This window comes from Bacillus sp. FSL K6-3312, from assembly GCF_038007485.1.
Taxonomy (GTDB): Bacteria; Bacillota; Bacilli; order Bacillales; family Bacillaceae; genus Bacillus; species Bacillus pumilus.
Window position 1 is genome coordinate 1,877,476 of the sequence record NZ_JBBOXI010000001.1, and the last position, 14,778, is coordinate 1,892,253.

A 14,778-nucleotide genomic window follows, 5' to 3' on the forward strand; every position below is an offset into this window, starting at 1 on the left:
ATGAAAGCAGGCTTTTTATAATGGAATATCGATTTCAGAAATCCCCGGATCATCATGCTTTAAAAACATAATCTCCAAAATACCGTCCTGATACGAAGCCTTCGTTCCTTTTCTTTTGACAGCAGCAGGGAGGACGACTTTCTTCTGCGTGCCTTCCTCAGGAAAATGATCAATAAACAGCAGGTTGGCTGTATGTTTGATTTTTACTTTTTCTGTGCTCGGCCGAGCAAGCTCAATCTTAACGAACACGTGATCAGTGGTTTCAAACACTTCCACTTCGGGTTCTTTTTCTTTTTTGACGTCTGTTTCTCTCGTTTTTTGATGTTGAGAGAGTGGGTCCTGAAAAGGGAACTGAGCAGGATAATTGGATCCGAATACACTTTCCATCACTTGATTGACGTACTGCTCGACGTCTTTAGGGTCTGAATTCTTTAAGGCTTCTTTTGAAAATTGCTTTTGAAAAGGGAATAATCGGTTCCAGTCAAACATGCAAATCATCCTTTCTAAATGCCCTGAATTAGTATATGCCCATTCGCTTGAGTGCGTGCTATAATATACGATAGGTTTAGAAAGGAATGGTTAGATTGAACGAACAACAGCAATCAAAAGGTGTTCTCTACACGGCAGCATCTTTTACATTGTGGGGATTATTCCCGTTATATTGGAAACTGATGGAACATATTTCGTCAGGCGAAATTTTAGCGCACAGAATTTTATGGTCATTTGTTTTTATGTGCGGTATTCTTCTGTATTTAAAACAAGTCCGGCCGGCGATGCAGACAGTGAAGGGTCTCATGCTCGATGGTAAAGCACTTTTTTCATTACTATTATCTGCTATTTTAATATCGGTTAACTGGTATGTGTACATTTGGGCAGTCAACCATCATCTTATGCTAGAAGCTAGTTTAGGGTATTATATTAATCCGCTTGTCTCTGTTTTACTAGGGATCATTTTCTTGAAAGAGCGGCTCAATAAATTACAAACCGTTGCGATTCTAATTGCCGCCGCTGGGGTGATTCTTTCTACGATTCAGTATGGTTCATTTCCTGTCGTTGCAATATTACTTGCCTTTAGCTTCGGTTTTTATGGATTGATTAAAAAAAGAATGAGCTTCACGAGTGCCATTGGTTTGACAATTGAAACGCTGCTTCTAGCCCCGGCAGCTCTTGTGTACTTATTGTTCTTCTTAAAAGAACCTGTGGTGACAATGAATCCTAACAGCTTCGGATCGCTTGGTCTCTTATTCTTTGCAGGGGTCTTTACTGCGGTGCCGCTTCTTTTATTCTCTGAAGGGGCAAAAAGAATTCCTCTTTATCAAGTGGGCATTTTGCAATACATTGCACCAACGATTACGCTGTTTTTGGGGTTGTTTGTGTATCACGAGCATTTATCTTCAGCTAAAATCGTGACGTTTCTTTGTATCTGGGTGGCGATTTTATTGTTTACGACCTCTCAATTACGCATGAAAAAAACAGCGAATTCTCATTAAGTCCTACGAGCAGTTTGCTTTTTTTTGAAGGCGGATCATGTCATAATAAGTTGTTACCAAAACTGTAGAGGTGATTACATGTCATCAGCCAATGAGCTTACAGCTGCTTATCAATCTTTATGGAAAAATCGTCAGCTTGATGTCGATGATATGTCTTCTTTACACGAGGCAATATGTGATGATTTAAGCGATGCGCGCACTCATCCGAGGGCGAGAAAATCATTTCATCAAAAATATGTACTCGCTGTAGAGAGAATATTAGAAAGTGGGCTTCGGCATGATCATCAGCTGCAGCTGATCAGCTTACATACAAAAAAGCTGCGCGAATTAATTCAAAATGAAGGAAGGAACCACTCATGAAACCAATTCAAACGGAAGATGTCACAGCACATCTTGAATCGTTTTTAAATCGTCCAGTCTTCGTTCATCTTGAAACGACCACTGGTTCTTATTCAGCTCATGTAAATGAACAAAATATGACGGTCGTTGCCTATATCCGCAATGCGAAAGTCGTCTATTCACAGGCGAAAATAAAAGGACAAGGTCCGTACCGTGTTGGAATGAAAACAGAAGATGGCTGGATTTATGCAGAAGGATTAACCGATTATGAGTTTGATGACCATGGCCGCCTGCTGTTAGCAGGGCACTTGCCAGACGGGAAACTAGCGATCTCATTACAAATTAGTGAAACACCATTTCAGGTGTAGAAGAAAGGGTGACGAGTCATGAATGAACATGTACTAGTGATGCTGCCTCACCCAGATGATGAATCGTTTGGGGTTGCAGGTCTCATTGCACAAAGCAGAAAACGCGGCATCCCAGTCACGTATGCATGCGGGACACTTGGGGAAATGGGCAGAAATATGGGCAGCCCAACATATGCCAATCGCGAAACACTTCCTGAGTTAAGAAAACAGGAATTAATCAATGCCTGCAAAGAAATGGATATCACAGACTTACGTATGCTTGGACTTCGTGATAAAACATTGGAATTTGAAGACGACGAGTATTTAGCTGATGTGATGGAAACCATCATTGATGAAGTCAAACCTACACTGATTGTGACGTTTTATCCTGGACACGGTGTACACCCTGATCATGATGCGACAGGGGAAGCAGTTATTCGCGCTCTTTACCGTAAGAAAAAAGAAGACCGTCCTGTCACATACTGCATGGCCATTACGAAAAATAGAGAAGAAGTGCTGGGTAATGCAGACATTACGATCGACATTACAGATGTAGCAGATATCAAATTAAATGCACTGAGAGCACATAGAACGCAAACAGAAGGCATGCTGAGAGAGCTTGAACAGAAGCTGAAAAACAAAGAACCTGTCGTCCAAAAATGGTTCGATGAAGAAATTTTCTGGACGTACCAATGGAATGACTAAATAAAAAAGCAGCTGACATCGATCAGCTGCTTTTTTTGTGTCGTATTTAGTGATGATTGGGCGCTTGCTGAAGCAATCGTTTTACCATCAATCTGAGACGGATAAAGAGGACAATGGCACCTGCGGCAAGTCCGGCAATGAGACCAATCCAATAGCCAAATGCTCCAAATGAAGTATAGGTGCCAATCAGATAGCCGGAAGGAAGACCGATCACCCAGTATGAAACAAATGCGGCAATGAGCGTATAGTTCACATCTTTATAGCCCCGCAGTGCCCCTTGAATGGGTGCAGCAATGGCATCTGACAGCTGGAAAAAGATCGCATAAATCAAAAAGTGCTGTGTCATTTGTAAAACAGCCGATTCAGCTGTGTATAAACCAGCAATCTCTGGTCTAAATAATAAAATGAGTGCTGCCGTACACAAGGAGAATAATACCGCCGTTCCAATTCCGATATAGCTATAGCTTTGCGCGTCTTTATAACGCTTGGCACCGGCTTCAAACCCAACGACAATCGTTAAAGCCATCGAGATACTGAGCGGTAAAATATATAAGATAGAAGCAAAGTTCATTGCAGCCTGGTGACTTGCAATCGTCACAGTATCAAAGTGACCCATTAATAGTGTGACTGCTGCAAAGATACTCGTTTCAAAAAAGATCGCAAACCCGATAGGAAGACCGATTTTCAGTATTTGTCCCATACGGGAAATGTTGATTCGAGGCAGTTTTTGAAACAAACAAAATGAGGCAAATGGTTCTGCTTTCATGACAATACAAATACTCATGATGAAAATCGCCCAATATGTCATCGCAGAAGCAAGACCAGCTCCCGCGCCGCCAAGCTTTGGAAAGCCGAAATTCCCAAAAATAAATACATAGTTTAAAGCAAAATTAATAGGAAGTGCTGTTAACGTGATGAACATCGTTACACGTGTTTTCCCTAATGCATCAATAAATGACCTAAGCACAGAATAACCAAACAGCGGGACGATACCAAAAGCAAGAAAACTTAAGAAATGCCTCGCAATATCCTCTACGGATTGCTCAAGTCCAAGTCCCCCTAATACGTAAGGGATGCTAATTGTTCCAATAGCAATCACACAGATACTTAAAAGAAAGGATAAATAAAGCGCCTGAAAGACAGCCTTGGGAACATCCTTTTTATGCCCTGCGCCCATCAGTTGAGCGACAATTGGCGTAACGGCCATTAATATACCAGCAAGCCCTGTATAAACGGGTGTCCAAATACTTGAACCGATCGCAACACCCGCAAGGTCTTCTGCACTCACTTTTCCAGACATCACAGTGTCTAAAAACGTAATAAGCGAAAGACCCGCTTGAGTGATTAAAATCGGAATTAAAATGGTTAAAAATAGTGTCACCTTGGCTCGAATGCTATTTGTTTCTCTCATCATAAGTTCCTCTCTGAACAGAAATAACGAGAGGATTATATCATGCTATGTAAAAAAATCAATTCTATGTCGGATTATTTTTCTTAGTTGGCTTCGTTTTTTTAAACATTTGGGCATAAATAAAGGAAAGACTGACAACACCTAAAATGCTGCAAGCATATTGAATCACTTTCTGAATGGTCATATTTAGTCACCTCCATAACAATAGAATGCGCATAACTTGTTATTTTATGACAACGAAAAGGAGGAGGGAAAAGGTCAAATGATCAATCGTACGAATGAAGAAGTGCAATTTAAAGTGGGCATGAGAACACACTTGATGAAAATTATGAAGGATGCAAGTGACATTATCGATTCCCTTGATGAGATTGAGCAATGTCTACTTTGTGATCTCGAGTCATTACATGATGAGTTTAATGAAATGCATGCAGAGGCTTCCTCGTTTTATTTACAATCGTATATGGAAGAATTCACACCTGGATTTGCTCAATTTTCGTTAGCCATTGAGAACTTATCAAAACAAAAGCACGGGGCACTGATTGTGATACAAAGGCGGGATGAGGTCGAGGATTTTATTCAAAGAGGGACAAATCTTCATGCGAAAATTAGTGCTTCATTAATTGAAAGCATTTTCTACCCAGGAAATCCACTTCATGATGGTGCGCTTTTAGTCAAAGAAAATACGCTCGTATCTGCGGCAAATGTGCTGCCGCTTACTTCAAAAAAAGTCAGTCCTTCTCTCGGGACAAGACACAGGGCTGCGATCGGACTCTCTGGTATGACCGATGCACTTGTTCTCGTCGTTTCAGAGGAAACGGGAAAAATGTCATTTGCGAAAGAAGGAACCCTTTATCCGCTCACTGTAAAAGAACCTGAAATAAGGAAATAAAAATGAATCGCTGCATTCTTCATTCGGAAGAATGCTTTTTTCATTCAAGGAGAAAAAACAGGCAATTGAGTAAAAAGTCATTTGATACAGAAAAATTTGTCATGTAGAATAGAACTATGAAACTAGCAACGTGCTTGTTTTAGCAAATTTCTAAACGTCAACTTAAAAATTCCTTAAAAAATGTTTATAAATAAAGCAAACTGTCGATAGAAACGATATGGCTTTGTTTTAGCATTTTGAGTTGACTGCTTTAGCCTATTTGTTATTGCCCAACGTCTACATGTCTAGTAATATAATAGAAATAAAGATAAAATAGTGCAAGAGAAGCAGAATCATTAAATGCCAAACTTAAAACTAGTACATAAGTCTTATTGAATGAAATCATGAAAGGCGGAGATTCATCTATGAAGAAAAAAGTAGTAACCGGCCTCACAGTTTCAGCGATCGCTGGCTCAGCTGTGTTTGCTGCACCGGCAGAAGCACAGACGATCAAGGTGAAAAGCGGTGACTCACTTTGGAAGATTGCCGAACAGTACAATACAAGTATTTCGGAGCTTCAATCTCTTAATCAACTAAAAACGACGATGATTTTTGCGGGACAAAGCTTGAAAATTCCTGGCGCAAAAAGCAAAAAATCTAGCTCGTCAACTGGATCAAAAGCAACGAAATCAAATGCTTCAACGACATCAAGCTACACTGTAAAGCTTGGAGATTCTTTATGGCTCATTGCAAAAAATCATAAAATGTCAGTCGCAAGTTTGAAAAGTCTAAACAGCTTAAACAGTGACTTAATTCGTCCTGGACAAAAGCTAAAGGTATCTGGAAGCACGAAGACAAGCGGGGGCCAGTCATCAAACTCCTCTTCAAATTCCAGCACAAACAATAAGACAACGAACTCAAATAGTTCATCATCAAGTACATACAAGGTCAAATTAGGGGATTCTCTCTGGAAAATTGCGAATTCGCTCAATATGTCGATTGGTGAAATCAAAACATTGAATGGGATAAAATCTGATATGATTTATCCAAATCAAGTATTGAAAGTAAAAGGGACGGCTACATCAAAACCAAGTCAGCCGAAAGCACCTGCTAAACCAAGCAACCCGCCTTCAAATGGGAAAGCGACATCTTATACTGTAAAATCAGGCGATTCTTTATGGAAAATTGCGAATCAATTTAAAGTGCAAGTTCAATCCATCCGTACAGCTAACAGCTTAAAAAGTGATGTGCTTAGAATTGGACAAGTTCTCAAAATTAATGGTGCAGCTTCAGGGTCGAATGGTTCTACGTCTAACGGTTCGACAACGCCGGTCAATAATAACAAAAATGATGTGCCGATGAATGCAAAAATCACGACGATGATCCAAGAAGGGAAAAAGCTGACAGGCATTCCTTACAGATGGGGCGGCAATACACCATCTGGATTTGACTGCAGCGGCTTTGTTTATTACCTCATTAATAAAGTTTCGTCTGTATCCAGATTAAGCACAGCAGGCTACTGGAGTATGATGAAACCTGTGAGCACACCTCAAGTTGGCGATTTTGTTTATTTCACAACGTACAAAGCGGGTCCATCTCATATGGGGCTATACCTTGGCGGAGGAGATTTCCTTCATGCAAGTGACAGCGGTGTGGGGATCTCGAACTTAAGCAACTCATATTGGAAAAAAGCCTACTTAGGTGCAAAACGTTTCTTCTAAAAAAGCCGATTTTCGGCTTTTTTTGTTTGCCTATTGATCAGGTTGTCCATACTGATATCAAAAGGGGGCAGTCATATGAAAAAGTCAATGTGGTTGATCATGATGTGTCTGGTCTTTGTCGCAACAGCATGTCATGCACCGCCGAAAAAAGAGACGACAGAAGAAACCATTGAAGTTGCAGCGCCTAAACAAGCACCAGTTACCACGTCACTCATCAATGAAAACGGCCAAAAAATAGGAAGTATCGAAGTAAGAGACTCCTCAGAAAACGGACTGGATTTACATGTGAAAGCGAAAAATCTGCCGCCAGGTCCTCATGGCTTCCATATTCACGAAACAGGAAGATGTGAAGCGCCAGATTTTGAAACGGCAGGGGCTCACTTTAATCCAACACACCGGGAGCATGGCTTTGATAACCCAAAAGGCCACCATGCTGGAGATATGCCTAATTTAGAAGTTGGGGCAGATGGACAAATTGATGTTGTCGTGAATGTACCAGATGTGACGTTAAAGGGAGGATCGAACCAATTAATCGATCAAAATGGGCGTAGCTTTATCATTCATGCAGAAGCAGATGATTACTTAAGCAACCCTTCTGGAAACTCAGGGAAACGCATCGCATGCGGAGCGATCACAAAAGAAATGGTAAAATAACAGATGTCTAGCCTTTATGTATTGAGTGCATAAAGGTTTTTTTAGTATACTTGGTGAGGAAAATGATCGAAGAGAGGAATTAATCACACATGTTTAACGAACAATCACTCCCAGAAGAAATTCAAGCAATGATTGAAGCAAAAGCAAAAGGACTAGAAGAAGAATTCCGTCCGCTTATTGGAACAGGCGGCTATGAATCACAGGATACGTCTATCATACAAGATGCGATGATTGCACTAGCACTCGGCAAAAACGTTCTTTTAAAAGGGCCGACCGGTTCAGGTAAAACAAAACTAGCAGAAACTTTATCTGCTTTCTTTCAGCAGCCGATGCACAGTGTGAACTGCTCGGTTGATCTTGATGCAGAAAGCTTGATTGGCTATAAAACCATTCACAATGATGGTCAAGTTGCTTCTATTGAATTTATTGAAGGACCCGTAACGAAAGCAATGAAAAAAGGCCATCTTTTATATATTGATGAAATCAACATGGCAAAGCCAGAAACTCTGCCTATTTTAAACGGTGTACTCGACTACAGAAAAATGATGACAAATCCATTTACAGGAGAGGTCGTTCGAGCAGATGAAGGCTTTGGCGTGATAGCGGCAATCAACGAAGGCTATGTCGGCACAGTGCCTCTAAATGAAGCGTTAAAAAACCGTTTTGTTGTCATTGACGTTCCATATATCGGCGGCGGCATCTTAAAGGATGTACTGCAATCTCAATCTGTATTAAAGGATGAACGTTTAATCGATCAATTCGTGCAGCTCTCATCAGACCTCATTACACAGGCACACAACGGGCAGGTAAGTGAAGAAGCAGCATCCATTCGCGCACTTCTAGACACATGTGATCTTGCGCAATACATCCCGCCACTCCGTGCAGTTGAACGAGGGATTGTTGAAAAGCTAGAAGATGACCGGGAAAAAGCAGCGGTAAGAAATATTGCCCAAACATTATTCGAGTGAGGTTCTGAGTTTTGAAATTCATCAAATTTAATGACAGCAGAATCGATTCATTTTTATTTATGGAATTAACGGATTTAGCCAAAACGTTAGCAAAAAGTGATGATGTCGAGCTTGAATACGGGGTGCAGTCCTACTATGATCCTTTTGAAAAGAAAATTTTCATCAGTCATTTTTGGGATGACCGTAAACAAGAAGACATGACAGCCGGACTGAAAAGTGATGTATTCCTCCGTGCAGTTGGAACCGTTTATAGTGATCTGACTGTCTTTCAGGAAATCATTCGCTATGCTCATACAATGTCCATTCCTGACCTGTGTAAACAATTGTTTATGCTCTTTGAAGATATCCGGATTGAAGAGCAGATTAAACGAGACCGCCCAGGAACAAAAAAGGTATTTAAACGAAGAAGAGAACTGTACCGGCGTCATTTTAAGACGCAATTAACGATTAACCAAGAGCGGAGCATTTTAACGGATGCACTCTATTGTGCAATGTATGTGAAGCTGACAGCGGATTCACCGCTAGAAGAAATTCCGCCTCTTCACGAGCGGATCAACCCAATGATTCCATTTATTGAATCAAGTCTTGAGCGTGTATATGAAGCGCGTTCAACCGGAGATATCGCAGTCATCGTCAAAGAATTAATGGAAGGCTTTGATGAGCTTCTTGATAAAGATATGCTGAATACGTACTTTTTCTTCCCAGAATTGGACTATGAAAAAGCGGCAAAAGAACCGCTGTTTCATGACTTAAAAAGAAAACCTAAATTAAGTGAAGACATCAAAGTCGACCGGGAAAAAGAGGGCGATGAAGACATCCACCAAGAGTATATGGAAGTGTGGCATCGAGAAACAGAAGCGCCGTCAAAAAGCTTCCTTCAATTTGATTTAGAGCACGGCGGGAAAAGTGATCTCGGGAAGGATGCAGCAAGAGAAGGCGATGACGGAGATCAAGCACTTGGCACTGTCCAAGGCTCTGCCAAGCAGACTCACCGAAAAGATTATTCAAAGCTTGAGGCGCTGGAAGAGGCTGAAGGCGAGGAAAGCGGAGCGGATGCTCATGAGAATGGAAAAGAGAACAAATACGCGTTTCCAGTCATGATTTCACCAGATCCTCCCGCGCCAGAACAAATTGTTGTATACAAGCAGCACGCCAAGGAGATTGAGCCTTATCAGAAACGGTTAAAACAGATGATTCAAAAAACGCTCGAACATAAAAAAACATGGCCAAAAACGGATCTTCATGCAGGACGTCTGAGTAAAAAGCTCATTCGTTATTTTACAGAGTCGAATCCGCGTCTTTTCTATAAAAAACAGGCACCTTCTTCGGAGATTGATGCTGTTTTCACTTTATTAGTGGATTGTTCTGCCAGCATGTTTGACAAGATGGATGAGACGAAAAAAGGCATTGTTCTATTTCATGAAGCCTTAAAGTCCGTTCAAGTCCCACATCAAATTGTGGGGTTTTGGGAAGATACAAACGATGCATCAGAAACAAGTCAGCCGAACTATTTCAACACAGTCGTGTCGTTCAAAGATTCTTTATTTGATGCAGGTCCTTCCATTATGTCTCTTGAACCAGAAGAGGATAACCGGGATGGCTATGCAATTCGCCAAATGACAAAAATGATATTAAAACGAAGAGAAGAGCAAAAGTTTCTCATTGTTTTTTCCGACGGAGAGCCAGCTGCATTCAGCTACGAACAAAATGGGATCGTCGATACACATGAAGCAGTTCTTGAGGCGAGGAAAAAAGGCATTGAGGTAATCAATGTGTTTTTATCCAATTCACCGATCGAAGAAGCGCAGATGAAAACCATTCAAGATATGTATGGCAAGTTCAGCATTTTTGTACCAGATGTCGATACATTGCCAGATGTTTTATATCCATTACTGAAGAAATTACTGCATAAAAGCATTGGGGCATAAGGTTTTGCCCCTTTCTTCAAAATATTTTTCGGAATGATTTAAATTTTTTGTTTTTCTGTGAATTTTTTATCTTTAATTGAACAAAGAATGTAGAAAGTAATCCGAAACAGTGGTAGAATATTATTGGAAGCGTTTTATTACATAAATTTGGTCATTGTGTTCTGGAAGTTATATCGAGATAGTGTTCAATCACTTGATGATCAAAGTTGGGGGTAGTGTTCAAAATGTTTCAAAATGATGTGAAACAACCGTTGAGTTGGGAAGAATTTCATGGTCCGAACCTCGGCTATGTGCTCGAGCTCTACGATCAGTATGTCCAGGATCCTACTAGTGTTGATGAAGATCTAAGAGGCATATTTGATGAACTTGGTGCACCACCGAGTGAAATGAAGGAGGAAATTGGGAAAAAAGAAAATAGCGTAGTTACTTCTGAACAAATCCAAAAGATAGCATCAGTCGTTAAACTGGCAGAAGACATCAGAACGTATGGCCATTTAAATGCTTCCGTCAATCCTCTTCGCAAAGAAAAGGAATTACAAGAGCTGTTTCCTTTAAAGGAATACGGTTTAACAGAAGATGACGTCAAGAATATTCCAATCTCTATTATTAGTCCTGACGCACCAAAACACATTTCAAACGGCATAGAAGCCATTAACCATTTGAGAAATACGTATAAGCGTACCATTTCATTTGAGTTTGATCACGTACATGATTTCGAAGAACGGAACTGGCTCTCAAAATCAATCGAGTCTGGTGAACTATTTAAGAAAAAACCAGCCGATAAACTAGTTTCTGTATTCAAGAGATTAACAGAAGTTGAGCAGTTCGAACAGTTTCTTCATAAAACATTTGTTGGGCAAAAGCGCTTCTCGATAGAAGGTTTAGACGCACTTGTCCCAGTACTTGATGAAATTATTTCAGAGTCTGTTACACAAGGGACTTCAAATATTAACATTGGAATGGCACACAGAGGCCGTTTAAATGTATTAGCACATGTGTTAGGAAAACCATATGAGATTATTTTCTCAGAATTCCAGCATGCGCCAAATAAAGAGCTTGTTCCATCAGAAGGCTCTATTGGCATCAGCTACGGGTGGACAGGTGATGTAAAGTACCATCTTGGAGCAGATCGTCAAATTAAAGACGAAGATACAAAGAGTGCGAGAGTCACGCTTGCTAATAACCCAAGTCACTTGGAATTCATTGATCCAATCATTGAAGGAAGCACACGTGCTGCTCAGGAATTACGTACTCAAAAGGGCTATCCAGTACAAGACGTTGAAAAGGCATTAGCCATCTTAATTCATGGTGATGCGGCATTTCCTGGGGAAGGAATTGTGGCAGAAACATTAAATTTAAGTCAACTTGTAGGCTATCAAGTTGGTGGAACCATCCATATCATTGCAAACAATATGATCGGGTTCACAACGGAAAGCAATGAATCTCGTTCGACGAAATATGCAAGTGACCTTGCAAAAGGGTTTGAGATTCCAATTGTTCACGTCAATGCAGATGATCCGGAAGCATGTTTAGCGGCTGTTCAATTAGCTGTAGAATACCGCAAACGCTTTAAGAAGGATTTCTTAATTGACTTGATTGGTTACCGCAGATACGGTCATAACGAAATGGATGAGCCTTCTACAACTCAGCCAATGCTATATGATGCAGTCAGAAAGCATAAAACGGTCAAGAATATCTTTGCAGATAAACTTGTCACAGAAGGTCTTCTGACAAAAGAACAACGAGAAGAAATCGAGCAGGCTGTAGCGACAAGAATAGAAGAAGCCTATCAAAAGGTGCCTTCAAAGAAAGAGCATACGATTCAAGAAATTGAACTGCCAGAACCAGTATCAAATGGCTTCCCAGCAGTGGATACATCCGTAGAGTTTGATGTATTACGAAAGCTGAATGAAGAATTGATCAGCTGGCCGGACGATTTCCAAGTATTTGGTAAGCTTAAACGGATCCTTGAAAAACGTGCAAAAGTGTTTACAGATGACCGTAAAGTAGAATGGTCACTTGGGGAAGCACTTGCATTTGCATCTATATTAAAAGACGGTACGCCAATTCGAATGACTGGACAGGATTCAGAGCGCGGTACTTTTGCTCAAAGAAACCTTGTTCTTCACGACAGTCAAACTGGAGATGAATTTATTGCTCTTCATGAGCTGAGTGATGCAAACGCATCATTTACTGTTCATAATAGTCCACTGTCAGAGGGCTCAGTCATCGGGTTTGAATATGGTTATAATGTCTATTCTCCTGAAACGTTAGTCATTTGGGAGGCTCAATTTGGAGACTTCGCAAATGCGGCTCAAGTGTATTTCGATCAATTTATTTCAGCTGGACGCGCAAAATGGGGACAAAAATCAGGTCTAGTGATGCTCTTGCCTCATGGATATGAAGGACAAGGTCCTGAGCATTCAAGTGGCAGAACAGAGCGATTCCTGCAATCAGCTGCTGAGAATAACTGGACAGTGGCGAACTTGACTAGTGCAGCGCAATACTTCCACATTCTTAGAAGACAGGCGAAAATGCTGCTTCGTGAAGAGATTCGTCCGCTTGTCATCATGACACCGAAGAGTTTGCTTCGTAACCCGAACACATTGTCTGAAGTCCAGGAATTAACGGATGGACAGTTCCAACCAGTTCTTGAACAACCAGGCCTTGTGCATGATCACGAAAAAGTAACTCGACTCGTGCTATCTAGCGGGAAGGTATCAATCGATATTAGTGATCGTTTTACTCAAATGGAAGAGCCGAAAGATTGGCTTCACATTGCGAGAGTGGAACAACTATATCCATTCCCAGCCAAAGACATTAAAGCGATTTTATCAAAACTAACAAACTTAGAAGAAATCGTATGGGCGCAAGAAGAGCCACAAAATATGGGGGCTTGGGGATACATTGAGCCATATTTACGTGAAATTGCGCCTGAAAAAGTAAAAGTACGTTACATCGGCCGAAGAAGACGTTCAAGTACGGCTGAGGGTGATCCAACTGTGCATAAAAAAGAACAAGAACGAATTGTATCTGATAGCTTGACTCGCAAAAACTAAGGGGGAAATGAAAAATGGCGGAAATTAAAGTACCTGAATTAGCGGAATCGATCTCGGAAGGAACGATAGCTCAATGGCTAAAGCAGCCGGGCGATTATGTGGAGCAGGGAGAGTACCTGTTAGAACTTGAAACAGATAAAGTCAATGTCGAACTGACAGCAGAAGAATCTGGTGTACTCAAAGAAGTGCTGAAAGATTCTGGTGACACTGTACAAGTTGGAGAAGTCATCGGAACAATTGCAGCGGGTGAAGCTGGCGGAAGCGAGTCCGCAGCTCCAGCACCTGAGCAAGAGTCTGCACCAGCTCCGAAAGATGAATCGGCAGCTGCTCAAAAAGAAGAAGCAGTGAAAGAAGAGCCGAAATCTGGTAATGGCAGAACTATCGCTTCTCCTGCAGCTAGAAAACTAGCGAGAGAGAAGGGACTAGACTTATCTGAAATTCCAACCGTAGATCCGCTGGGCAGGGTACGAAAGCAGGATGTCGCTTCTTATCAAAAGAATGAAGCACCTGCAAGTGCACCAAAAGCCGCGCCAAAAGCAAATGCTGCGGTGCAAAATGAACAACCAGGAAAGCCAATTGAACGTGAGAGAATGTCGCGCCGCAGACAAACGATTGCAAAACGTTTAGTTGAGGTTCAGCAAACGGCTGCAATGCTGACGACATTTAATGAAGTAGATATGACGGCTGTGATGGACTTAAGAAAACGCCGTAAAGATGCCTTCCTTGAACAAAATGATGTAAAGCTTGGCTTCATGTCTTTCTTCACAAAAGCAGTTGTAGCAGCACTGAAGAAATATCCGCTGCTTAACGCAGAAATTCAAGGTGATGAGCTCGTCTTGAAGAAATTTTATGACATCGGCATCGCTGTTGCTGCTAACGAAGGACTTGTCGTACCGGTTGTCCGTGATGCAGACAGATTGTCGTTTGCAGGGATTGAAAAGGAAATTGGTCATCTTGCGAAAAAAGCACGAGATAATAAATTATCTCTAAATGAGCTGCAAGGTGGATCATTCACGATCACAAACGGCGGAACATTCGGTTCACTGCTTTCGACACCAATTTTAAACAGCCCTCAAGTTGGAATTTTAGGGATGCACAAAATTCAGCTTCGACCTGTGGCAATTGATGAAGAACGTTTTGAGAACCGACCGATGATGTATTTAGCTCTTTCTTACGACCACCGGATTGTCGATGGTAAAGAAGCAGTTGGATTCCTTGTCACGATTAAAAACTTACTTGAAGATCCAGAGCAGCTATTGCTTGAAGGATAATCTTCAATTTGAAAAGC

At 41.2% G+C, this 14,778-nt stretch carries 13 protein-coding genes; 11 read left to right on the top strand and 2 right to left on the bottom strand.

What is annotated here, in order from left to right; all coding sequences use genetic code 11:
- Positions 1–15 precede the first annotated feature (15 nt).
- Entirely contained in the window at positions 16–489 is a 474-nt protein-coding gene (locus MHI11_RS09930) for an Hsp20/alpha crystallin family protein (protein WP_003216069.1), read from the bottom strand.
- A 95-nt stretch (positions 490–584) separates the two neighbouring features.
- Between MHI11_RS09930 and rarD the strand changes: the two genes are divergently transcribed.
- From rarD to bshB2, 4 genes are all read left to right on the top strand, one after another.
- A complete protein-coding gene (rarD, locus tag MHI11_RS09935) occupies positions 585–1,490 on the top strand; it encodes an EamA family transporter RarD (RefSeq protein ID WP_080773006.1) in 906 nt (301 codons plus the stop codon).
- 78 nt (positions 1,491–1,568) lie between these two features.
- On the top strand, positions 1,569–1,850 hold the full coding sequence (locus MHI11_RS09940) for a hypothetical protein (protein ID WP_003215525.1): 282 nt from the start codon (positions 1,569–1,571) through the stop codon (positions 1,848–1,850).
- Positions 1,847–2,197, top strand: a complete 351-nt coding sequence (locus MHI11_RS09945) for a YojF family protein (protein ID WP_044141206.1) — start codon at positions 1,847–1,849, stop codon at positions 2,195–2,197. The genes MHI11_RS09940 and MHI11_RS09945 overlap by 4 nt, the downstream gene beginning before the upstream one ends.
- 18 nt (positions 2,198–2,215) lie before the next feature.
- A complete protein-coding gene (bshB2, locus tag MHI11_RS09950) occupies positions 2,216–2,881 on the top strand; it encodes a bacillithiol biosynthesis deacetylase BshB2 (protein ID WP_012010261.1) in 666 nt (221 codons plus the stop codon).
- A 46-nt stretch (positions 2,882–2,927) separates the two neighbouring features.
- Here bshB2 and MHI11_RS09955 read toward each other — a convergent pair whose 3' ends face one another.
- Complete coding sequence (locus MHI11_RS09955) at positions 2,928–4,292, bottom strand: MATE family efflux transporter (RefSeq protein ID WP_340960978.1); 1,365 nt, start codon at positions 4,290–4,292, stop codon at positions 2,928–2,930.
- Between the two features lie 262 nt (positions 4,293–4,554).
- On the opposite strand from MHI11_RS09955, the gene cdaS reads away from it, so the two are divergent.
- From cdaS to odhB, 7 genes are all read left to right on the top strand, one after another.
- Positions 4,555–5,181, top strand: coding sequence for a sporulation-specific diadenylate cyclase CdaS (cdaS, locus tag MHI11_RS09960; RefSeq protein WP_044141310.1), 627 nt, complete (start codon positions 4,555–4,557; stop codon positions 5,179–5,181).
- A 404-nt stretch (positions 5,182–5,585) separates the two neighbouring features.
- Positions 5,586–6,881 (top strand): C40 family peptidase, encoded by a 1,296-nt coding sequence (locus tag MHI11_RS09965; protein WP_185108864.1) that lies wholly within the window; start codon positions 5,586–5,588, stop codon positions 6,879–6,881.
- A gap of 75 nt (positions 6,882–6,956) precedes the next feature.
- Positions 6,957–7,535 carry a superoxide dismutase family protein gene (locus MHI11_RS09970; RefSeq protein ID WP_106065440.1) on the top strand — a complete coding sequence of 193 codons (579 nt, stop codon included), beginning with the start codon at positions 6,957–6,959 and terminating at the stop codon, positions 7,533–7,535.
- Positions 7,536–7,624: 89 nt separating this feature from the next.
- Complete coding sequence (locus MHI11_RS09975; protein WP_003215912.1) at positions 7,625–8,503, top strand: ATP-binding protein; 879 nt, start codon at positions 7,625–7,627, stop codon at positions 8,501–8,503.
- A gap of 11 nt (positions 8,504–8,514) precedes the next feature.
- Positions 8,515–10,431, top strand: a complete 1,917-nt coding sequence (locus MHI11_RS09980) for a vWA domain-containing protein (RefSeq protein WP_340960979.1) — start codon at positions 8,515–8,517, stop codon at positions 10,429–10,431.
- Positions 10,432–10,655: 224 nt separating this feature from the next.
- Positions 10,656–13,490 carry a 2-oxoglutarate dehydrogenase E1 component gene (gene sucA / locus MHI11_RS09985; RefSeq protein WP_044141305.1) on the top strand — a complete coding sequence of 945 codons (2,835 nt, stop codon included), beginning with the start codon at positions 10,656–10,658 and terminating at the stop codon, positions 13,488–13,490.
- Positions 13,491–13,504: 14 nt separating this feature from the next.
- Positions 13,505–14,761 carry a 2-oxoglutarate dehydrogenase complex dihydrolipoyllysine-residue succinyltransferase gene (gene odhB / locus MHI11_RS09990; protein ID WP_044141304.1) on the top strand — a complete coding sequence of 419 codons (1,257 nt, stop codon included), beginning with the start codon at positions 13,505–13,507 and terminating at the stop codon, positions 14,759–14,761.
- Positions 14,762–14,778: the final 17 nt, after the last annotated feature.